Source organism: Cetobacterium sp. (assembly GCF_051653945.1).
Taxonomy (GTDB): domain Bacteria; phylum Fusobacteriota; class Fusobacteriia; order Fusobacteriales; family Fusobacteriaceae; genus Cetobacterium_A.
The window spans coordinates 19727-41725 of record NZ_JBOFXD010000012.1 but is presented as its reverse complement, the minus strand read 5'-3'; the positions used below and the strand labels follow the sequence as shown (position 1 = coordinate 41725).

24 protein-coding genes are annotated in these 21999 nt (G+C 29.2%); 6 read left to right on the top strand and 18 right to left on the bottom strand.

Annotation, left to right across the window (positions count from 1 at the left end; genetic code table 11):
- Position 1: 1 nt before the first annotated feature.
- The 7 genes from lpxB to pssA all read right to left on the bottom strand — a co-directional run bounded on the left by lpxB (position 2) and on the right by pssA (position 6990).
- Positions 2 to 1072, bottom strand: coding sequence for a lipid-A-disaccharide synthase (lpxB, locus tag ACRC8M_RS01175; protein WP_438527445.1), 1071 nt, complete (start codon positions 1070 to 1072; stop codon positions 2 to 4).
- Complete coding sequence (locus ACRC8M_RS01170; protein WP_438527444.1) at positions 1069 to 1872, bottom strand: LpxI family protein; 804 nt, start codon at positions 1870 to 1872, stop codon at positions 1069 to 1071. Before ACRC8M_RS01170 ends, lpxB begins: the two co-directional genes overlap by 4 nt.
- Positions 1872 to 2645 (bottom strand): acyl-ACP--UDP-N-acetylglucosamine O-acyltransferase, encoded by a 774-nt coding sequence (lpxA, locus tag ACRC8M_RS01165; RefSeq protein WP_438527443.1) that lies wholly within the window; start codon positions 2643 to 2645, stop codon positions 1872 to 1874. Before lpxA ends, ACRC8M_RS01170 begins: the two co-directional genes overlap by 1 nt.
- A gap of 18 nt (positions 2646 to 2663) precedes the next feature.
- Complete coding sequence (gene fabZ / locus ACRC8M_RS01160) at positions 2664 to 3089, bottom strand: 3-hydroxyacyl-ACP dehydratase FabZ (protein ID WP_438527442.1); 426 nt, start codon at positions 3087 to 3089, stop codon at positions 2664 to 2666.
- Positions 3083 to 3925, bottom strand: coding sequence for a UDP-3-O-acyl-N-acetylglucosamine deacetylase (lpxC, locus tag ACRC8M_RS01155; protein ID WP_438527441.1), 843 nt, complete (start codon positions 3923 to 3925; stop codon positions 3083 to 3085). The genes fabZ and lpxC overlap by 7 nt, the downstream gene beginning before the upstream one ends.
- A 20-nt stretch (positions 3926 to 3945) precedes the next feature.
- Positions 3946 to 6135, bottom strand: a complete 2190-nt coding sequence (locus ACRC8M_RS01150; protein WP_438527440.1) for an ATP-dependent helicase — start codon at positions 6133 to 6135, stop codon at positions 3946 to 3948.
- Positions 6136 to 6243: 108 nt separating this feature from the next.
- Complete coding sequence (pssA, locus tag ACRC8M_RS01145) at positions 6244 to 6990, bottom strand: CDP-diacylglycerol--serine O-phosphatidyltransferase (RefSeq protein ID WP_438527439.1); 747 nt, start codon at positions 6988 to 6990, stop codon at positions 6244 to 6246.
- Positions 6991 to 7098: 108 nt separating this feature from the next.
- Between pssA and ACRC8M_RS01140 the strand changes: the two genes are divergently transcribed.
- Together ACRC8M_RS01140 and ACRC8M_RS01135 are read left to right on the top strand one after the other, a co-directional pair.
- Positions 7099 to 7875 (top strand): YlmH/Sll1252 family protein, encoded by a 777-nt coding sequence (locus ACRC8M_RS01140; protein WP_438527438.1) that lies wholly within the window; start codon positions 7099 to 7101, stop codon positions 7873 to 7875.
- Positions 7876 to 7886: 11 nt separating this feature from the next.
- Positions 7887 to 8900: a molybdopterin-binding protein gene (locus ACRC8M_RS01135; RefSeq protein ID WP_438527437.1), complete on the top strand. Its 1014-nt coding sequence runs from the start codon at positions 7887 to 7889 to the stop codon at positions 8898 to 8900.
- Between the two features lie 59 nt (positions 8901 to 8959).
- Here ACRC8M_RS01135 and ACRC8M_RS01130 read toward each other — a convergent pair whose 3' ends face one another.
- The 8 genes from ACRC8M_RS01130 to ACRC8M_RS01095 all read right to left on the bottom strand — a co-directional run bounded on the left by ACRC8M_RS01130 (position 8960) and on the right by ACRC8M_RS01095 (position 15966).
- Positions 8960 to 9847: an aldose 1-epimerase family protein gene (locus tag ACRC8M_RS01130; RefSeq protein WP_438527436.1), complete on the bottom strand. Its 888-nt coding sequence runs from the start codon at positions 9845 to 9847 to the stop codon at positions 8960 to 8962.
- Between the two features lie 23 nt (positions 9848 to 9870).
- Positions 9871 to 10413: a peptidylprolyl isomerase gene (locus ACRC8M_RS01125; protein ID WP_438527492.1), complete on the bottom strand. Its 543-nt coding sequence runs from the start codon at positions 10411 to 10413 to the stop codon at positions 9871 to 9873.
- A gap of 125 nt (positions 10414 to 10538) precedes the next feature.
- Positions 10539 to 11192: a hypothetical protein gene (locus tag ACRC8M_RS01120; RefSeq protein WP_438527435.1), complete on the bottom strand. Its 654-nt coding sequence runs from the start codon at positions 11190 to 11192 to the stop codon at positions 10539 to 10541.
- Positions 11192 to 12424, bottom strand: coding sequence for an NAD(P)/FAD-dependent oxidoreductase (locus ACRC8M_RS01115; protein ID WP_438527434.1), 1233 nt, complete (start codon positions 12422 to 12424; stop codon positions 11192 to 11194). Before ACRC8M_RS01115 ends, ACRC8M_RS01120 begins: the two co-directional genes overlap by 1 nt.
- Entirely contained in the window at positions 12424 to 13560 is a 1137-nt protein-coding gene (locus ACRC8M_RS01110) for a THUMP domain-containing class I SAM-dependent RNA methyltransferase (RefSeq protein WP_438527433.1), read from the bottom strand. Before ACRC8M_RS01110 ends, ACRC8M_RS01115 begins: the two co-directional genes overlap by 1 nt.
- Positions 13561 to 14640 carry an AI-2E family transporter gene (locus ACRC8M_RS01105; protein ID WP_438527432.1) on the bottom strand — a complete coding sequence of 360 codons (1080 nt, stop codon included), beginning with the start codon at positions 14638 to 14640 and terminating at the stop codon, positions 13561 to 13563.
- Between the two features lie 19 nt (positions 14641 to 14659).
- Positions 14660 to 15058 carry a NusG domain II-containing protein gene (locus tag ACRC8M_RS01100; protein ID WP_438527431.1) on the bottom strand — a complete coding sequence of 133 codons (399 nt, stop codon included), beginning with the start codon at positions 15056 to 15058 and terminating at the stop codon, positions 14660 to 14662.
- Between the two features lie 8 nt (positions 15059 to 15066).
- The gene (locus ACRC8M_RS01095) at positions 15067 to 15966 is read right to left on the bottom strand and encodes a phosphatidylserine decarboxylase (RefSeq protein WP_438527430.1); all 900 of its coding nucleotides are present in this window, start codon (positions 15964 to 15966) and stop codon (positions 15067 to 15069) included.
- A gap of 38 nt (positions 15967 to 16004) precedes the next feature.
- On the opposite strand from ACRC8M_RS01095, the gene mgsA reads away from it, so the two are divergent.
- On the top strand, positions 16005 to 16403 hold the full coding sequence (gene mgsA, locus ACRC8M_RS01090; RefSeq protein ID WP_438527429.1) for a methylglyoxal synthase: 399 nt from the start codon (positions 16005 to 16007) through the stop codon (positions 16401 to 16403).
- Between the two features lie 31 nt (positions 16404 to 16434).
- Here mgsA and ACRC8M_RS01085 read toward each other — a convergent pair whose 3' ends face one another.
- Positions 16435 to 17943, bottom strand: a complete 1509-nt coding sequence (locus ACRC8M_RS01085) for a nicotinate phosphoribosyltransferase (protein ID WP_438527428.1) — start codon at positions 17941 to 17943, stop codon at positions 16435 to 16437.
- A 98-nt stretch (positions 17944 to 18041) separates the two neighbouring features.
- Between ACRC8M_RS01085 and dtd the strand changes: the two genes are divergently transcribed.
- The 3 genes from dtd to tpx are packed head-to-tail and all read left to right on the top strand — an operon-like array spanning position 18042 to position 20084.
- A complete protein-coding gene (dtd, locus tag ACRC8M_RS01080; protein ID WP_297434728.1) occupies positions 18042 to 18494 on the top strand; it encodes a D-aminoacyl-tRNA deacylase in 453 nt (150 codons plus the stop codon).
- A 21-nt stretch (positions 18495 to 18515) separates the two neighbouring features.
- Positions 18516 to 19547: an alpha-hydroxy-acid oxidizing protein gene (locus tag ACRC8M_RS01075; RefSeq protein WP_438527427.1), complete on the top strand. Its 1032-nt coding sequence runs from the start codon at positions 18516 to 18518 to the stop codon at positions 19545 to 19547.
- A 30-nt stretch (positions 19548 to 19577) separates the two neighbouring features.
- Positions 19578 to 20084: a thiol peroxidase gene (gene tpx, locus ACRC8M_RS01070; RefSeq protein ID WP_438527426.1), complete on the top strand. Its 507-nt coding sequence runs from the start codon at positions 19578 to 19580 to the stop codon at positions 20082 to 20084.
- Positions 20085 to 20108: 24 nt separating this feature from the next.
- On the opposite strand, the gene ACRC8M_RS01065 is transcribed toward tpx, so the two are convergent.
- The gene (locus ACRC8M_RS01065; RefSeq protein WP_438527425.1) at positions 20109 to 20855 is read right to left on the bottom strand and encodes a DUF368 domain-containing protein; all 747 of its coding nucleotides are present in this window, start codon (positions 20853 to 20855) and stop codon (positions 20109 to 20111) included.
- Between the two features lie 15 nt (positions 20856 to 20870).
- Positions 20871 to 21926, bottom strand: coding sequence for a helix-turn-helix domain containing protein (locus ACRC8M_RS01060; RefSeq protein ID WP_438527424.1), 1056 nt, complete (start codon positions 21924 to 21926; stop codon positions 20871 to 20873).
- Between the last annotated feature and the right edge of the window lie 73 nt (positions 21927 to 21999).

The following is a 21999-nucleotide window of genomic DNA, read 5'->3' as shown; positions in this document are numbered from 1 at the left end:
TTTATTTTCCTTTCAATAAAAATTCAGCATATCTTTTTGTAATATCTACTCCAGAAAGCTTCTCTCTTATTCGTTGAATTTTTTCTTGAACAGAGTCTAAATTTTCTAAAACAGTTTTCATATTTTTTTCTATTTCCACAGAGTTACATTTCTTTTGTAATAACTCTGGAAAAACCTCTTCATTTAGAGTTAAATTTGGTAAAGATATAAAACCAACTTTTAAAATATATTTAGCTATTACATAATTTATGAAATTAGTTTTATAGACTACTATTGTTGGAATCCCTAGTAAAGCTAATTCCAAAGTAACTGTTCCTGATGCAGCTATAGCAATTTTACTTTCTTTAACACTTTTATTTAAAGATATATCATAACATATTTCTAAATTATCTAAATCTGTTAAATTTTGATCAATCCACTCTAAATGCTCTTTTGAAGAAAGTTTTAGAAGATATTTTTCATTTGAATTCTTTTTTACAAGATTTATAAAATCAGGCATTAAAGATTTTATCTCTTGCTTTCTACTACCTGGAAGTAGTAAAATTTTATCCCCAGTTCTATCTATCTTTTCATACCTCTCTGTAAATGGATTACCATAATATATCGCATTTACATTATGCTTCTTATAAAAATCAACTTCCCAAGGAAAAATAACCATAATATGGTCAGCTAATTTTAATTTGTCAATTCTATTTTCTCCCCAAATCCAAAGTTTTGGAGGAATATAATAAAATACTTCAATGTCTTCAATCTCTTTTTTAAGTAATTCTAAAAACTTCAGATTAAATCCACCATAATCTACCATAATAACTTTTTTTATATTTTCTTTTTTTATAAAATTAAGATACTCTTCAGCTTTATTTTTTAAATAACTATATTTCTTTATCGCTTCAGTAAATCCCATAATTGCTAATTCGTCGATATCTTGTATTATGTTAACTCCTACATTTTTAGAGTGCTTACCAGCCACTCCATAAAACTCTACATTTTTATCTAACTCTTTAGCCTCCTTGACCAAATAAGATAGGTGTAAATCTCCTGACACCTCTCCTGTAGAAACAAATATTTTCATATTTTCACTCCAATAATAAAGATATTATTTTTTTCAGCTAATTCTATACAATCTTTCATATCTAAAAATAACATCTTATTTGCTTCAGCTACAATTCCTTTAGCTTTTATTTGTATAGCTCTTTTTACTGTTTCTAGTCCTACCGCTGGTATATCAACTCTCATATCTTGCTGAGGTCTTGCCATTTTTATAATTATGCACTCTTCCCCTGCATACTCTCCAGCTCTTTCTATTGTTTTATCGGTTCCTTCTATTCCTTCTAAGGCTACCACTGAAGAATCTTTACAAACAACTGTTTGTCCTGCATCTATTTCACTCAGTACTTTAGCCGCTTCAATCCCTATGTTTATTGTCTTTTTATCCTCTTGAGAAGGTATATTTTTAGTATAACACCTCTCTTTAAACATCATATCTCCTAATAAATGATTTTGAGGTAATACTTTTATCTTATTTAATCTTAAAAATGATATTACACCAAATAATAAAGTCTCATCTTTTTTATCTGGTAATTTTTCCATTAATTTTTCTCCAAAATAATCTAATTTCATCTCTTGAAATAAAATTGATTTTTCTACTTTTCCAAGCATTACCACTTCTTTTATATCATTTAGTAATAAGTATTTTGTTATCTCTCCTATTTCTCCTATATTGAAGCTTTTATAATTTTTATGTTTTTTTATATCCTCTTCAATTGTACTAAAAAGTCCTATTAAGTATACCTCTATCCCTTTAGCTTCCGCTTCTTTAAGGAAATATAGAGGTAACTTTCCGTTACCTACTATTATTCCAACTTTTTTCATTATCTTGTAATCCCCCTGTTACTAGTTTTTATAAACTCTACAAGATACTTTATATTCTTATCTTCAGGAAATTCGCTTTCAAGCTCGACCAAAGCATCTTTTAATGGATTTCCATTTCTAAATATAATTCTATATGCTTTTTTTAAATTTGAACGATCCTCTTCTGTAAATCCTTTTCTTCTAAGTCCAACAGTATTTAATCCTCTTATTACAGCTTTATTTCCTTCTGCCATAACAAATGGACAAATATCTTGATTTATTGCACTCCCTCCACCAGTCATAGAATAAGAACCAACTCTACAGAATTGATGAACAGGTGTTAATCCTCCAATTATAGCAAAATCGTCAACAGTTACGTGCCCTGCTAAAGTAACTCCATTTGCTAGTATACAGTTATCTCCCACTATTACATCATGAGCCACATGAACATATGCCATTAATAAATTATTGCTTCCAACTCTTGTTTCCCATCTATCATCTGTTCCTCTGTGAATTGTTACAAACTCTCTAATACTGTTATTATCTCCAATTATAGTTTTTGTTGGCTCACCTTTATACTTTAAATCCTGTGAAGCTTTACCAATAGAAACAAAAGAATAGATTGTGTTATTTTCTCCTATTTCAGTTATTCCCTCAACTACAACATGAGATTGTAATACTGTATTTTTTCCTATCTTTACGTCTTTTCCCACTATACAGAAAGGACCTATCTTTACTCCCTCTTCCAGTATTGCTCCATCCTCAACTATAGCAGTGCTATGAATTTCAGTCACTATTTTTCACCCTACTCTCTATTTTTCCATAATAGTAAATGTAAATGATGCTTCAGTCACCACTTTACCATCTACTTTTGCTACACCTGTAGCTTTTACTATGTTTCTTCTTAATTTATCAACTTGTACCTCGTATATTAATTGATCTCCTGGTCTAACTGGAGCTTTAAACTTTACATTTTCAATTGCAGCAAAATACGGTACTTTCCCTTCTGTATCATCTAAAACTAAAACTCCTAAGCACTGTGCCATTCCTTCTACTACTAAAACTCCTGGCATAATTGGATGTCCTGGAAAGTGTCCATTAAAAAACTCTTCATTTACAGTTACATTTTTTAATCCCCTTATTTTTTGCGCCTCTTTATCCATTTCTAAAACTCTATCAACTAATAAAAACGGATATCTGTGTGGTATTCTTTTCATTATTTCCATAACATCTAACATATCTTTTCCTCCTGCTTTTTAAGTAATTTTGCAAATTCTATATCTAAAGCATGGCCTGCTTTGATAGCTATTATATGCCCTTTTATAGGTCTATTTAATACTTTTAAATCACCTATTAAATCTAAAATTTTATGTCTTACAAACTCATCCTCAAATCTTAGACCACTTGGATTTAAAACTCCATCTTTTTTTACAACAATAGCATTATCCAATGTTCCACCTAAAGCTAAATTATTTTTCTTTAAATAATCTATTTCATAATCAAATCCAAAAGTTCTTGCATTTGCTATTTCATTTTTATAAGATTCTACATCTAAAACAACTTCTAACATCTGGCTTTTTAAGAATGTATGATCAAATTTGATAGTATAAGTTATTTTATATCCATCATATGGTAACGCTACTATATGTTTATCCCCTACAGTTAAATTTATTGGTGTTTTTATTTCAATCTCTTCAACCTCTTCTTCTAACTCTTGGACTCCAGCATTTTCAATAACTTCTAGGAAAACTCTTGCACTTCCATCTCCAATAGGAAGTTCATTTCCATCTAGCTCAACAATTAAATCTGTTATTCCAGCTATATAAAGAGCTGATAAAAAATGCTCAATTGTGTAAACTGCTGCTCCAAACTCATTTTTTAGGTTTGTTCCCCTAGTCAGATCAAATGTATTTTCTATATCCATAGAGATTACATTTTTACCACTCTCTAAATCTACTCTTTTAAAGACTATTCCACCATTTTTAGTCGGAATTAATTTCATTTTTATCTCTTCACCTTTGTGAAGACCAATCCCATTATATTGAATTTCTTTATTAAGAGTTTTTCTCTTCATAAACTTTCTCTCCTTTTAACCTATGCTTTAGTTAAAAATTTTGTTGCTAAAGCCAAAGCTATATCTTTTTTCCCATCTACAAATTGTACGCCTAATTTTTTTTCTGATATTTCAACTACTTTTCCTAATCCAAACTTTGTATGAATAACTTTCTCTCCCATAGCAAAAGGAGAATTTGAAATATTTTTCATCTTTTTTAAATCTTCTGCAGTTATAATATTTTTATAACCTGTTATTTTTTTATCATTTGTAGAGAGTTTTGATTTTGGTAATAGATCTTGAACTTTCTCTACTTTATCTAAAACTTCTACAGGAAGTTCCTCTATAAATCTTGATTTTATCTTTGTTAAAAACTCACCATAAACAAATCTACTTTTTGCATATGTCAGGTATAATTTCTCCTCTGCTCTAGTAATTGCAACATAGCAAAGTCTTCTCTCTTCCTCTAATTCCTCTGGGTTGAAAAGCACTTTCTTTGAACCAGGGAAAATATCATCTTCTACTCCAGTTAAGAAAACAACAGGAAACTCTAATCCTTTAGAGTTATGGATTGTCATTAATTTTATATAATCCGACTCCCCTTCCAAATCATCTGTTGCACTAACAAGAGATATATTCTCTAAATATTCTCTCAATGTTAAAAAGTCCACCGTTTTTTCCAACTCTACTATAGAGTTTTTTAATTCCTCTACGTTTTCTACTCTTCCCTCAGCTTCTGCACCATATGTTGAATTTAAATAAGAGAAATATCCTACTCTTCTTATTAATTCATCAAATACCTCACTTACATTTCCTTCATGACTTAACTCTATTAAGTCATTTAAAATTGTATATAACTCATCTAAAGCTATTTTTACACCTGAAGTTAAACCTGGTATCTCCATTCCTTTTCCAAGAGCTTCAAACATTGAGATATTTGCTTCATTTGCATAATCCCTTATTTTTTCTATACTTTTATCCCCTATTTTTCTCTTAGGAACATTTATTATTCTATTTAAGTTAATTGCATCTTGAGGATTATTTATCACTGTTAAATATGCTACTATATCTTTTATCTCAGCTCTTTGATAGAATTGCATTCCACCAAAAACCTTATATGGAATATTATATTTTAATAACCCCTCTTCAAAAAGTCTAGACTGAGCATTTGTTCTATAAAGAATTGTAAACTCTCTGTAACTTTTTCCCAGATTTTTTCTTTTTACAATCTCTTCAATTATATAATTTACTTCCTCTCTTCCATCTAGGCACTCTTTTATAGTAATTAGCTCTCCTTGAGGTTTTTTAGTCCATAAATTTTTATCTTTCGCCGTTTTATTATTCTTTATCACTTCATTTGCTGCTGTCAAAATTGCAGATGTTGAACGATAATTCTCTTCAAGTTTAACAACTAAAGCATCTTTATAATCCTTCTCAAAATCTAATATATTTTTTATATTAGCACCTCTAAATCCATATATACTCTGATTCTCATCCCCAACTACGCATATATTTCTATATTTCGCTGCTATTTTAGTAATTATATTATACTGAATATTGTTTGTATCCTGATACTCATCAACCATTATATATTGAAATTTTTCTTGAAGTTTTTCTAAAACCTCTGGAATATCTAATAGTTTATGAAGATTAACCAAAATATCTGAAAAATCCATTCCATTATTTTCTTTTAAAGTTCCGTTATATCTTCTATAACACTCTAATATTATTTTGTAATTAGAATCAAATCTATTTTCTTTTTCGTAATCAGATACACTCACACTATTTTCTTTTAGTTTTGATATAATTGAAACTACAGCTCCCTCTGTTAATGATTTATCATTAACAACAAGCTCTTTCATAATTCCTCTTATAACTCTTTTTTGGTCATCTGTATCATATATTGTAAAATTAGCATTATAACCTAATTTATCTCCATATACCCTTAATAATCTTACACCAAAAGAGTGAAAAGTCGATATCATAGCTTTATGTGCATCTTCTCCAATTAAAAGTTCAACTCTTTCTCTCATCTCTTTAGCCGCTTTGTTTGTAAACGTAACTGCTAAAATTTTATAAGGGGAGATTCCCTTTTCATTTATCATATGTGCAATTCTATATGTGATGGTTCTTGTTTTTCCAGATCCCGCTCCTGCTAATATTAAAAGTGGTCCTTCAATTTTTTTAGCTGCTTCTCTTTGTTTTTCATTTAATTTATCTAATATACTCATAATTACTCCTTTAAAATTATACCATATAATTATATTACTATTCAAATAAAATACCCGATTTTCCAATAGTTTTTTTGGATTTTATCGGGTATCATAATCAATTATTTTTTATTCAACGTCTTCTTTTGATCTCTCTGTAAAAAATTTTGTTAAATTAACTAGTATATAGTAGCAAGTAACTATAAACATGCTGTATTTCAACGTCACTAAAACTAAGACAACAAATGGTATTGTTAGTTTTTTAGGAACAAACCCAAATACTTTATCGGGTGTTTTAAATGGTATTGTACTTACCATTAAAATTGCGGCTAATAGTGTTAATCCTACAAAAACTTCTATTGAGAATAGATTCATTCCGAAATTTGTTTTCACTACCTCAACAAATAATAAGTATGAACACACAACTGATGCTCCTGAAGGAATTGGCATACCACTAAAGTCATCTTTTTCACTTGATGCTGTTGTTACTATATTAAACTTAACTAATCTCATAACTCCACATAGTGCATATATAAACGATATTGGAATAACAAAAGACTTCATCGTGTCTACGCTTTTTAAAGATTCAACTACTCCAAAATATTCTGGATTTTTTAAAACTGAATAAACCAATATACCTGGTGCTAATCCAAAAGATATTGCATCACAGAAAGAGTCGAACTCCTTTCCAAATTCACTAAATGCATCTAGTTTTCTCGCTGTTTTTCCATCTAAACCATCGCATACCATAGCTAATATTATAAACCAAATAGCTTTTGAGAAATCCCCCGCTATGGAAGCTGTAATACTTAGATATCCTAAAAACATATTCGCTGCTGTAATTGCATTAGGTGCAATATACTTTCTTTCTACCATTTTTAATCATCTCCCTGTTTTTACAAATCTATTTGATTTTATCATATATATGATATAAAATCAATATATCTATACTTTTCAAAATAATCTGGTGAAAGCGAGCAATATATGAATAAAAAATATTTTTTTAACCTCTTTCCAAATGAAGATGAGTTTCTAATAGCTTCTATTTGGGAGGATTTATCGTTATGTTTAGAAATTGATTATCCTGTTTATGGTTCTATTTTTTTACCTCCACAAATTTGGACAAAACTGCATGACGTTTGTGATTCAATTAATTTAGATGTACATACTTTGGGTTTAACTCCTTACAGTGAAAAACAGTTAGTGATTTTCACACCAAAAAACTTCGATTTTTCACTCTTAGAAGAAGTTGTTACTTATTTTAAAGTTGATGCTTCTAACAAATTTAAAATTTTACAGCATAAAGATTTTTTAGGTACCATTATGGGGCTTGGACTTAAACGAGAAACTTTAGGTGATATTATCGTTAAAGATAACATCGGTTATTGTATAGCTACAAATGATATTTTTAGCATTATAAAAAATAATCTTGGGCAAATAAATACTATTCCTATAAAAATTAGTGTCATCAACACTTCTGAAGTTCCTCAATTGGAATTTAAAGAGATTACAGATACTGTTTCATCTTTTAGACTTGATTCTATTATAGCTTCTATTGGAAATTCGTCTAGAAATATTAGTACAAACTTAATCGAAAGTGGAGATGTTTTAATTAACTATAATACTGAGAAAAGTAAAAATAAAACAGTTAATATTGGTTCAGTAATTACAATTAGAAAAAAAGGAAAATTTATTTTAGAAAAAAACTTAGGCGAAAATAAAAAAGGAAAATTTAAAATTCTTATAAAACAATACATTTAGGGAGGGGCTTTATGAAAACTGTTAAGACTGTTGATGCTACTGGTATGATTTTATGTCACGATATCACAAAAATTGTTCCTGGAGAATTTAAAGGGGTAGCATTTAAAAAAGGTCATATTATACAAACAGAGGATATTCCAGAACTTTTAAAACTTGGAAAAGACAATCTTTACGTATGGGAACATCAAGAGGGAACTTTACATGAAAATGATGCTGCTATTAGGATAAAAGAGCACATTGCTGGTAAAGGTTTAGATTTCTCAACAATAAAAGAGGGTAAAATAGATTTTATTGCAAACATTGATGGACTATTAAAAGTTGATGTAACTGAATTATTAAAAATAAATAGCCTAGGAGAAATTATTGTATCTACTTTACATAACAATACACCTATAAAAAAGGGAACAAAAGTAGCTGGAACAAGAGTTATTCCTCTAGTTATCAATGAAGATAAAATCGTAGAGATGGAAAATATTTCAAAAGAAAACATTATTAAAATTTTACCAATTAAACCGAAAAAAATAGCTATCATAACCACTGGAAATGAGGTTTTCTATGGCAGAATTCAAGATAAATTTGGTCCTATTCTAACTAAAAAAGTTGAAGAGTATGGATGTGAAGTTATTTATCACACATTTTCTTCAGATGAAAAAGAGATGATAAAGGAAAAAATACAAGAAGCACTAGATAGTGAGGCTGAACTTATTCTTTGCACTGGAGGTATGTCTGTAGATCCAGACGATAGAACCCCTCTTGCTATAAGAGAGATGGGGGGAGAGCTAATTACTTATGGTTCCCCTGTTTTACCTGGAGCTATGTTACTTTTAGCTTATCATGGAGATAGAGCTATTTTAGGTTTACCTGGGTGTGTTATGCACTCTAAAAGAACTGCTTTTGACTTGGTTCTACCTAGAATTTTAGCCGATGAAAAAATAACTTTTGAAGATATCGCTTCTTACGGTCATGGGGGACTATGTCTTGACTGTCCAATTTGTACTTTTCCACATTGTTCTTTTGGAAAATAATTAGACAAAATAAAAACACTTCTGTACAGAGATTATCTCTTTGTATAGAAGTGTTTATTTTAATAAAATCTCATTATTTGTGAATATTTCTTTTGTTCATTTGAATTTAATCTCTGAATCTCTTTTTTACTCTCAACTTTATTAGAACCATTTGTAAAATCTGTTATTCCAGCCCACGGCTCTAAACAAATAAATTCACTCGAATCTGTACTTGTCCATAAAGTTAATATTGGTAAATTTTCAAATTTAAATTCAACTCCATGAGAGGAGTTTAAATGCTTTATATTTATTTGTTTATTTTCCATTCCTTCAAATACCAATGCATCTTTAGCGAATTTATCTTTCGATAGATTAAACTTCTCACACAGCGTTATCTTCTCTGGAATATCAAATAAAAAAGAGTTATTTCTTTCGTCAATTTTATATAAATTGCACTCTTCTTCTTTTAATTCTAAATAGTAATTCTCAAAAGTTTTATCATTATTATAGTTACAATAAAAAGCTGTATGTCCACCAATATGATAGTACATCTCAACCACATCACCGTTTTTAACTATATAATTATGATGTAAAATATCCTCTATCAATATGTATTCAACTATTAAAGAGAAATTGTAAGGATATCTTTCCTTTGTATATGAATTTGGTTTTAATTGAAACCTTGCTACATTGTCTGTCACTTCTAAAATTTCAAACTCTAAATCCCTAGCAAACCCATGTTTCGTCATCGGAAGAGTAACTCTTTCATTTTTTCCTAAAGGATAATCTATTTCACCATTTAGAATATTTCCTATAAAAGGAAATAGATTAGGAGCACTTTTTTTAAAACTTCCTTCACTTCCTGGCCAAATATATTCTATTCCATTCTCTTTATTTATAACACTTTTCAATTCTGCACCAAATTTATTAATTTCTACAGTTAACTTTTTATTCTCTATCTTTACCATGAGAATTATCCCCCTATTTTAAATTAGTATTGTACTAAATTTGGAAATTGAGAATCTAAAATTTCATCCATTTGAGCTGTAAATTCAGCATTTTCCTCATTTTTTAAGAACTCTTCTACATCTCCTGTAATCTCAATTCTTTCAATGATATCTCCTTGCTTTACTGAATCTACAACTTTTTGGTCATCTTCAGATACAACTTCACCAAAAATTGTATGCTTATAGTTTAACCAAGGTGTCTCAACATGAGTTATAAAGAATTGTGATCCATTTGTCTCTGGTCCAGCATTAGCCATTGCTAATATTCCTTTTTTATCAAAAACTACTCCCTCTTTAAACTCATCTATAAATTGGTACCCTGGTCCACCTGTTCCTGTTCCTGTTGGATCTCCACCTTGAACCATAAAGTCTTCAATTACTCTATGGAATTTAATACCGTTATAGTATCCTCTCATTGCTAAGTGTGCAAAGTTTAATACTGTTACTGGTGCTACTTCTGGGAAAAGAACTAAGTTAATATCTCCTCTTGGTGTAACTATTTTAGCGTTTAATTTTACTTCTTTCATATTTCTTACCTCCATATTTTTTCCTATTACAACTCTTGGTTTTGCAAACATCTTTTTCGAAAGAAAAAAGACAATAAATACTGCCAATAAAATTAAAATCTGTTTGAATCCCTTTTCCATTCTTACTAGTCCTCCATTTTAAAAGCTTCTTTATATGTTTCTAAAAGTTCCTCTTCTGAAACAACCCCGTAAATTTCATAAGGCCATTTAGATTCTAACTTCTTTTTTAATTGATTGATATCTTTTTCAACAACTAAGTACTTATCCTCTGTATCTCTAAGTTTTTCTCTCACTGGTTGCAGCTTATAAATTATATCAAATTGTTCCTCTTCTTGTATAGTATCTTTTAATAAGTTTTCTAAATTTTGTTCTTCTGTTGCTAGTTGATTGTATCTATTAAGTATTTTATCCTTTTTGTCCAGCAATCTATTCAAATTATATTTAAAAAATCTTTTTACAACTATAGCTCCTGATTTATCTTTTAGTTCTTCTCTCTTTTTTAAAGTTTCTTGAATTTTTTCAAGCGGTAATCTATTTTTTTCTCTTATCTCTTCTACCATCTCTTTAAAAGAGTTGAACTCCTCTTCATTCATTTTGTCCACTTTCATCTCTAAAAGTGCTCCATATATTTTTTCATATGGTAATAAAACCTTTTCAGTTAAAATTTCTTCACCTGAAATATCTCCCATTTCTCTTAACTTATCCAATTGAGTAGAAGTAATTTTTAAAACTGTTAAAACTACTTCTTGAGCATAACTTATAAAATCTTCCTTTTTCATTATTCTCTCTCCTTTTTTTTCATAGATTTCCCAGCTAAAACTCCAGTGGAACATGCTGCTTGAATATTATATCCACCTGTATCTCCATCAATATCTAAAAGTTCTCCAACTAAATAAAGACCTTGGATTTTTTTAGACTCCATAGTTTTAGCGTTTACCTCATCTAAAGAGACTCCTCCTCTTGTTACCATAGCCATTTCAAAACTTCCAACTTTTGTTATTTCCATTCTATTCGAAGTTAACAATCTTACTAGACTCTCTCTTTTCTCTTTTGAAAGTTCTGCTATTTTTAATTCTTCGCTTATCTCCAAAACAGATAATATAGTTTTTATAAATCTTTCAGGTAAAAAATAATAAGATAAAACTTTCTTTATAGTTTTTTTACCATCTTTATTCATCTCTTCAATTATCTCTTTATTTAGAACATCATACTCTTTTCCAATATAATTAATCTCTAGCTGACTTTCACTTTCAACAAATCTAGAGTTATCCAATATTCCAGGACCACTAAAATTCGTGTGTGTCAACAACACAGCTCCTTTTTTCTCTATAACTTTTTTATTTTCTTTCCAAATAGTTATTTTAACATTTTGAAAACTTATTCCAGAAAGTTCTTGAAAAAAATAATCTCTCACATATATAGGAGTTAGTGCTGGTTTTGGGGGTATAATTTTATGCCCTAGCTCCTTAGCCATTACATATCCATCTCCCGTTGTTCCAACCCCAGGATAAGATTTCCCACCTGTTGCTAGAACTAGATTGTCACACTTATATAATCCTTTATCTGTAAAAATTGAAAATATTTCTAAGTTTTTTTGAATACTTTCTATTTTTATTCCCTCTACTATTTTAATACCTAAATTTACCATCTTTCTCTTTAAAAGGTCTACCACATCCAAAGAACTAAATGTTTCAGGAAAATATTTTCCAGTTTCTTCTACTAATACTAAAGGTAATCCATTTTCTTTAAAAAATGTTTTTAACATCTCTGGCGAGTATTTATTTAAAGCCTCTTTTAAAAATTTCCCATTTTGACCATATTTATCAGAAAAATCTTTAGGTTTTCCAGTATGAGTTAGGTTACATTTTCCACTCCCTGCTACCAATATTTTATTTCCAATACGTCTATTTTTTTCTAAAAGAGCTACTTTAAATCCTCTTTCTGCTGCTGTAATAGCTGTAAAAATCCCTCCTGGTCCTCCTCCAACTACTATTAAATCAAACCCATCCATTATCTAGCTCCGTAATATTGATAATAGTGACACTTTATTCCACCATTATATAACTTTCTATTTTTTGTAGCTTTTTTTCCAAAAACTTTTTCAAAATTTTCAAAAGATGTTATTATGTAATAAGACCATTTTGGGAATCTCATTTGGAAAATATCTCCCATAAGACCATACAATCTTTCTACAGCATCATCATCTAATAAACGATCTCCATACGGAGGATTCGTCACTATACATCCTTTTTCTGCCATTGTCTCTAACTCAAGAAAATTCATACATTTAAATTCGATCTCTTCATCTACTCCAGCTTTTAAAGCATTTGATTTTGCTACTTCCACAGTCTCAGAATCAATGTCTGAAGCATATATTTTTACCTCTTTCTCATAATCCTCTCTTGAGAAAGCTTCATCTCTTAAATCAACCCATAAATTTTCAGGTATTATATCCCACTTTTCAGATGCAAAATTTCTATTTACTCCTGGAGCTACATTTCTTGCTATCATAGCCGCTTCAATTGCTATAGTTCCCGTTCCACACATTGGATCTAATAGTGGTCTTTCTCCACCTTTCCAACGACTTAATAAAACTAAGGCTGCTGCCATTGTCTCTTTTAAAGGTGCTTCATTTATTAGATTTCTATAACCTCTTTTGTGTAGCCCCTCTCCACTCGTATCAATCATAATTAAAAACATGTCATTATGAGCTTGTATTTTTACTCTATAAAGACCTCCAGTTTCTACAAGTCTTTCTGTTTGATACGCCACTTTAAGTCTTTCAACTATAGCTTTTTTGACTATTTTTTGAATATCAGATTTTGAAAAAAGCTTACACTTTACCGAACTTACCCAACTTATTGGAAACTCTCCATCTATTGAAATTATATTTTCCCAAGGTAATCTTTTTATATTTTCAAATAGATTATCAAAAGTTAATGTTTTAAACTCTGCCATTTTTATAAAAACTCTGTCTGCACATCTTAAATGTAGATTAGCTTCTACAATATCCTTTTCATCTCCATCAAATTCAACTCTACCATTAAACGTTTCAATATTTTCAAACCCTAACTCTTTACACTCATCTTTAACAACACTCTCTAATCCCATTGTTGCCGAGGCTATTAATCTATACTTCTTACTCATCTATTCACTCCTTTTTTTTAAACACTCTAAATATATAAATTTTATAATTACAAATACTGGTACTCCTAAAAACATTCCTAAAGGTCCAAAGAAACTTCCACAGACCATTACTGCTACAATAGTCCAAAAACTACTCATTCCAACAGATTCTTCCATTATTTTTGGTCCAATTATAAATCCATCTACAGCTTGTCCTACTCCGATAGCTATAAAAAGATATACTACTTTTAATGGAGCTGCTAATAATATCAAAAATGTTGCTATTGTTCCAGCCACTATTGATCCCACATATGGAATCATATTTCCTATCCCTACCATAACTCCACTTAAAAGAGCATATGGTACTTTTGCTATAAAAAGAACTAAAAACACTAAAAAACCTACAACTGCAGATGTTAATATTCTTCCTAAAATATATTTTAAAAATACATCATTTACTTTTCTAACAAAATCTACACCATATTTTGCATTTGATTTTGTAGTAAAAAGTAAAAAAATATTTTCTAAAAACTCCATAAAATACTCTTTACTATACATTAAATAAAGAGAGATAAAAACTCCAATAAAAAAGTTAATTACTCCCATTAAACTTCTTAAAACTCCAGCTCCTAATCCAAATGCTAAATTTTTAAAATTCCCTAAATTAGTTCTTGTAAATTTTATTAAATTATTTTCTATCTCTTTAGGATCAAAAAACAACAAATCTTTTTCTTTTAAAAAATCTATCAAATGCTCAGTGTTAGAACTTAAACTTGTTAACATCGTTGGAAACTTATCAATTAAATCGGTTACACTGTTTATTATATTTGGAACTATAATTAAAACTAATTCTATTATAACAAGAAAAACTATCATTAAGCTTATTCCAATTGCCCACGACCTTCTCATCTTTACTTTGTTTTCAAATATCTTTACAAGAGGACTTACTAATATAGCTATAAAAACAGCATATATAAATGGTGTTATAGAACTTACCATCTGCCCTGCAATGGAGTTGAAGGCTTCATTATATTGAAAAAAAGTTTGAATTAAAATCAGTAATAATCCCACTATAAATAAATGTAGATATCCTTTTTTCATTACTTTACTCCTTTCTTTATTATTTTATTACAAAATCTACATCATCTGATCTTTCATTGGTTTTCCCAACAACTTTAATTATCAATCGATCTGGAACTCCAATTATAACCTCACCTGGTTGCTCTATCCATCCTTGTTTCACGTTTAACTTTAAGGGGGAATTTGAGGTTGTAACCCTTATTCTTTTATCTTTTATTTTTATATTTACTCCACCTATATCAGTTGGAACAAAAATATCTTTCTCTTCTATTTGTAATGGATATACATACTTCAACTGATTATTTACATAAACTTCTGCACTTGCCGCATCTGAGGCTTTAAATTTCGTTATTTGAAATCCTAGTATAGAAAATATACTAACCAGTATTAAATAAATTATTATATCTCCTTTTCTAAAATATTTTTTTTGATTTTTCACAGATACACCTACTTAGCTTTTCCTATTTTTTCACCCATGTATATTTTAGTTTCCAATCCTTTGCTACTATTTTCTAAAAGGTCTTTGTCAAACTCTACCTTATCTTTTTGAAAAAGTAATACACACGACGATCCACCAAAGAAAAAGTATCCCTTCTCATCACCTTTTTTTACTAAAGTATTTGGCTTATACGTTTGCTTTATTCCACCAACCATCGTAGCTCCAATCTCACTTAAAACTACCTCACCAAACTTTTCAGTTTTTAAAATTGAAATTTCTCTTTTATTTTCACAATAAACCCTAAAGTTCTTTTTTATTGCATATGGCGACACCGAATAATAGTATCCATCTATTAGTTTAGATTCACCTACTATTCCTTCTGCTGGAAAATGAAATCTATGATAATCTACTGGTGCAAGTCTTATAATTACCATTGTTCCACCTTGGAATTTTTTAGCTTCCTCTTTATCCATTAAAAACTCTTCTAAAGTAAATTCATCTCCCTTTAAAAAAAACTTTGTTGTTTCTTTTAAATTATTAAAAATCAGTATTTTTCCATCTGCAGGGGAAACTAATACATTTTCATCTACAGATATTTCTCTTGCTCCCTCTTTTAGCTCTCTTATAAAAAAATCATTAAAAGATGTAAACTCTTCAACTCTTTTTTTTGACTCATTCATATTTATAGAATTTTCTTCTACGAAAGGCTTTATTTTTTCTATAGATGATTTTTCAGACATCTTTTTTCCATAATAATCTGTTAAAAATTTTTTTCTAACAACTAAATTTAGAGGTAATTTTCCTAAGGGATTATAATATAAAAACTTTAAAAATCCTTCTCCAGGTGGAATTTCTGTTTTTATCTCCCCAGTTTCCCTCTCAATATAATTAATTTTATCAAAATTCATACGCTTACTCCTTTTATATATTAATTTTTTATTGTATAATGATTATAGTAAAACTTATGGAGGTCAAAATGAAAAAAATAGCATTAATCGCTCACGACAACATGAAACCAGAAATGGTTAGCTTTGCGAAAAAATATGAGCACATCTTGGCAAAATACCCTCTTGTTTCAACTGGTACAACTGGACTTAGAATTATGGAAGCAACTAATTTACAAATTCACCGCTTCAAATCAGGACCTATAGGTGGCGATCAACAAATTGGTGCCGAAGTAGCTACTGATAATATCGCAGCTGTTTTATTTTTTAGAGATCCTTTAACATCACAGCCACACGAACCCGATATCTCAGCACTTATTAGAGTTTCTGATGTTCATAAAGTTCCAATTGCTACAAATCTAGGTTCTGCTGAATTGCTTATTGTTGGTTTAGATAAATGATTATAATAGGCTGACTTATGTCAGCCTATTTTTAATTTATTTGACTCTTAATCTCTTTAATTAGATTATATTTTAATTCAAGTAAATCTTTTGATAAATCTATTTTATATTGATGTGGATTTTCCAATCTTTTTCTTTCTTCAGATATTCTATTTAAAGAATCAAGATAATAATCTCTTGAATTTAAGACATCCATAAGCTGAGAACTTTCTTCCATTACAACACCATTTTTTACAAATTCACGTGTTATCTTTTTATATGTGTATTCTCCCTTTTTTAATAGGCTTGATTTAAATTCATACTTTTCATCTCTGATTAATAAGTCCTCCCCTTTTAATAACTTTTCTTTATCAGAATCATTATTTACAAGTGTTATTAAATCTGCATATGCAAATCCTTCTTTATCATAAATTCTATATACCTCTTTAAATCCAGGATTTGAAATCTTTATAACATCTTCAGAAAGTTTTATAACAGGGTTATAATCAATTTCAACAATTTTATAAACACCTCCAAAACATGGATTTGACTTACTTACAGCAATTGCATCTCCTACGCCAAATATATCTACACAAGCTCCCTGTTCTTTTAAAGATTTTATCAAAGACTCATTTAAAGAGTTTGTTAAAAATATTTTTGCTTTTTTAAATCCAGCAGAATCTAGCTCTTTTCTACATTTTTTTGATAAATATGCTAAATCTCCTGAGTCAATTCTTATTCCATAATTTCCTTTATAAGAGTCATCTATTCCATTATCTTTAAAGCTTTGAATGGCATTTTTCAAACCTATTCCCAACGTATTATACGTATCTATTAATAATATTAAAGAGTTAGCTTTTCTTTCTCTTCTATGCTTTATAAAAGTATCAAATGCTTTTTTCTCAGCTAAAGCCCCAACACCAAAAGCTTGTATAAATGAGTGAGCCATTGTTCCAACACTCTGAACTCCATATTTATATTCTGTAACTATATTTGAATGCGATAAGCATCCTCCTATTATTGAAGCCTTAGTTCCCGATACTGCACTATCAAATCCATGTGCCCTTCTACTTCCAAAAGAACTTACAGGAATTGGATGTGCTGCTCTTGTTATTCTTGAAGCTTTCGTTGCTATAGCTAATTGCATATTCATCAAATTTAAAATTGGTGTTTCTAAAATTTTAGCTTGAATTAAAGGTGCTTTTATTGAAATTATAGGCTCATTTGGATAAACTATCTCTCCATCTCTCATTGCATAAAGATTTCCTGTAAACTTCATTTTTACTAAATATTCTAATAGATGTTTTTCCTCTATTATTTTAGAAAAATACTCCCTTTTTTCTTCCTCACTAGTTTCATTTAAAATTTCAATTAGTTCGATTACTTCTTGAACTCCCGATACAACAGCAAAACCACCATCTTCAGTTTTTCTAAAATACATATCAAATATAGCTTCTTTTTCTTCCATATTTTCCATTAGAAAAATATCACTTTCTGTGTATTGATACCTATCTGAATTAATAACTTTTGCAAATTCTGTTAAAACTCTTTCTCTCCCCATATTGTACCTCTTCATAAAATATTAGTTTTTAATTTTTCTTAATAATTATATCACTTTTATGATATAATTACCAATAAAAATACAAAAGGAGTTGCTTTATGAGAGCTGTTATACAAAGAGTTAAGCATGCAAGTGTTAGTGTTGATAATCAAATTACGGGAGAGATAGAACAAGGGTTTCTTGTGCTTTTAGGTGTTACTCATACAGATACTGAAAAAGAAGTCGATTGGTTAGCTAAAAAAATAACTGATTTAAGAGTCTTCAATGATTCTGAAGATAAAATGAACTTAGGATTAAAAGATGTAAATGGTGAGCTTTTAATCATCTCTCAATTTACTCTTTATGGAAATTGTATCAAAGGACGTAGGCCTGCATTTATAGATGCTGCTAAACCTGATATGGCAAATGAATTATATGAAAAATTTCTAAAAAAATGTAAAGAACTTGGATTTAAAACTGAAGCAGGTATTTTTGGAGCGGATATGAAAGTGGAGCTTTTAAATGATGGTCCAGTTACTTTAATTATTGATACAAAAGATTGTTCTAAATAAACATTTTGCGGGAGGAGAAAAGTGGATATAAAAGAGATTAAAAAAAATGCAAAGGAAAGAATGAAAGATTTTTGTATATTATGTGCAGAGTGTAACGGTCGATGGTGTGCAGGAAAAGTTCCAGGAATGGGTGGAGCTGTTAGTGGTGGAAGTTTTCAAAGAGCTTATGAAAAATTAAAAGAAGTTAAAATTGCAATGAGAACTTTGCATGGAGTAACTGATCCTAAATTGAAATGTAACTTCTTTGGAGAAGAGTTATCTTTCCCAGCTATGATTGCCCCTATAACTGGAACAAAATTTAATATGGGTGGATATGTTAGCGATGAAGAATACTCTAATGACGTTGTATTTGGAGCTCTTGATGCTGGCACTATAGCTATGATTGGAGATACTGGAGATCCTAACTGTTTTCAAGTAGGAATTGATGCAATAAAAAAAGCAAATGGTAAAGGCATTGCTATAATTAAACCTAGAGAAAATTCTGAAATTATAAAAAGAATAAAATTGGCTGAAGAAGCTGAAGCTATAGCCGTTGGAATTGATGTGGATGGCGCTGGTCTTGTTACAATGAAATTATTTAATCAACCTGTAGGTCCTAAAACTTTAAATGATTTAAAAGAAATTGTTTCATCAACAAAACTTCCTGTCATTATAAAAGGAATTTTAACTGTTGATGAAGCTAGAATATGTGTTGAAGCAGGTGCTTCTGCTATTGTTGTTTCTAATCACGGAGGACGTTGTTTAAATGAAACTTTTGCTCCTGCTGAAGTTTTACAAGAAATATCTCAAGCTGTAGGTAATGATATAGCTATCTTAGCTGATGGAGCTGTGAGAGAGGGAGCAGATATTCTTAAATATCTAGCACTTGGAGCAGATGGAGTTTTAATTGGACGTCCTATAATTTGGGGATCTATTGGAGGTAGGCAAGAAGGAGTTGAGGTTACCCTTGAAACATTCAAAAGCCAACTTTATCAAAGTATGATATTAAGTGGTGCTGATGATGTTAAAAATTCTAAAAATTTTTCTTGCATTTTATACACCAAAAAAGTATAATTTAAATAAAAAAATTTAGGAGGTTTTATCATGGAAAGAAAAGACGTTATTACATTTGGTGGAAGTCCTTTAACATTAATTGGAAAAGAGGTTTTTGTTGGAGATGTTGCACCTAACTTTACTATTACAAAAACTGATTTATCACCTCTTTCTCTAAACGATTTAAAAGGAAAGACTGTAGTTATTTCTGCTATGCCATCTATAGATACACCTGTTTGTGAAATGCAAACTATAAGATTTAATAAAGAAGCTGCAAAATTAGAGGATGTTATCATCTTAACAATCTCTATGGATTTACCTTTTGCTTTAAACAGATTCTGTGGAGCTAAAGATATTAAAAATGCAATAACTACTTCAGACTATAAAGATAGAGAGTTTTCACACAACTATGGACTATATATTAAAGAACTTGGATTAACTTCAAGAGCTGTAATTATTATAGATAAAAATGGTAAAATCGCTTATACTGAGTATTTAAAAGAGATTACTGAAGAGCCTAACTACGACGCTGCTTTAGAAGCTTTAAAAAAATTATAAAAAAAAAGCCTTAAAAGGCTTTTTTTATTTTACAAATAATGTTTCTACTATCTGAACTAAAGAAACGATTATTATACCTACTATAAAATTTAAAGTGTAACTTCTATATCTATTTAGAAGTATATTTATTCCCTTAGAAACCAAAATTAGTCCTATTCCAGTCCCTATAGCAAAAAAACTTAATGGTAATATATTAAAACTTTTAATATACCCTAATATATTGTAATATTCTCCCATTATCATAAGTAATAGAGAACCCGAAATTCCAGGTATCACCATAGCTCCTGCTGCAACTATTCCACACAAAAAAAGTTTTATTCCATACGATAAAGTAAAAATAGACGCTGTCGTTCTTATGACTTCTTCTCCTGCAAGTAGTTTAGTTACATATATAAAAACTCCTGTACACACAACTCCTGCTAAAAAAGCTAAGAAATTATCCTTTTTAAAAAACTTTTCACCCTTTAATATTACTGGAATTGATGGCAGTATCAAAAATAGAAAAACAACTGTTGTTCCTTTAGGATATAGCATATACATTTTAGAAATAACTCCTGCAAATGCTACAATTCCTATTACTGCTCCTAATCCTATTTGAGATAAAAATTTAGCATATTCTATTTTTTTCTCCATTGAGGCTGTTAAAAAATTTCCAACTGCTTCTGTTAATTTATCGTAAATATTTAATACTACTGCTAGTGTTCCTCCAGAAACACCAGGTAAAACATTTGCAACTCCTATTACTATTCCTTTTAAAAAATTTTTAAACATGTACACTCCTAGTATTTATTTTATTATTTTAGCTTTATCAACAAACATATCTTTTATATAAATATCAACACTTTCTACACAAAACTCGTTATAAAATACATCCACAACATCTCCCTCTATATCTTTTAACATTGAGCTATTATATATATTATTTTTTACTCTAACTCCACTATTATATACTTTTCTTTTATACTTATGCAAAAAATATAGAAGCTTATATTTTTCTTCGCTATTTAAACTTTCTATTTTATCATCTTGTATAAATAAATATCTCTTTATAAACATTGAAATTTCTTTTATACTTTTGGGTTTTTCTGCATTAAATTCTTTTAAAATATCTGTGTCTATATATCTAACAAATCTCATTATGTTTTCATCTGCTTCCTCTTGAATCAAACTAATTTTGGTTTGAAAAAATATTGTTCTTAATAAACTCTTGGAAACTCCCAGAATTCGTTCATCTAAAGATATATTTTTAGGATAGGCTCCCTCTATTATAATACTTTCTTGAATAAAATTAAATAGTTTTGTCAATTCTCTTTTTTCTTCCTCAAAAATAAAATTTATAATTTTATAATTTTCTTTATTGTAAAAAATAGTTAAATAAAAAATTTTATTTTTATTATTAAAAAAAGGAATTGGTATAGCTTTTTGTATAATAGCGTATTCATACACCTTAGCTTTTTTTACGGATTTTATTGAATTTTGTTTTATATTCTCATCTAAGTTATTTATTATTCTGAAAAAAGTTGGATAACTTATCATGCTATTATAGGAACTGAGCATATTTTTAGCTTTTTCATATAGCTTAGTTACTGGTAAAGTGTGATATTCTTTATATAAAGCTTTCAAATGCTCCATTACATCTTCATTTACTTTTTTAAAAGTATTCTTATCTGCTCGAGGTTTTTTTACTAATCCTTTTTCTCCCAAACCTTTATATTGACTTACCCACCTTTTTAATGTGGCATAAGAGATTTGAGTTTCTTTTTCTATCTCTCTCAACTTTTTTTCCTTCTTAAAAAAGGGTTCAAGTATCTTATATTTTCTATTTTTTTCATCTTTTTCCATAGATGTTTTACTCCCTTTTAAAATATTTTGTTAAATTATAACACAAATTATGCGTAAAAAAAAGGCTCATTTA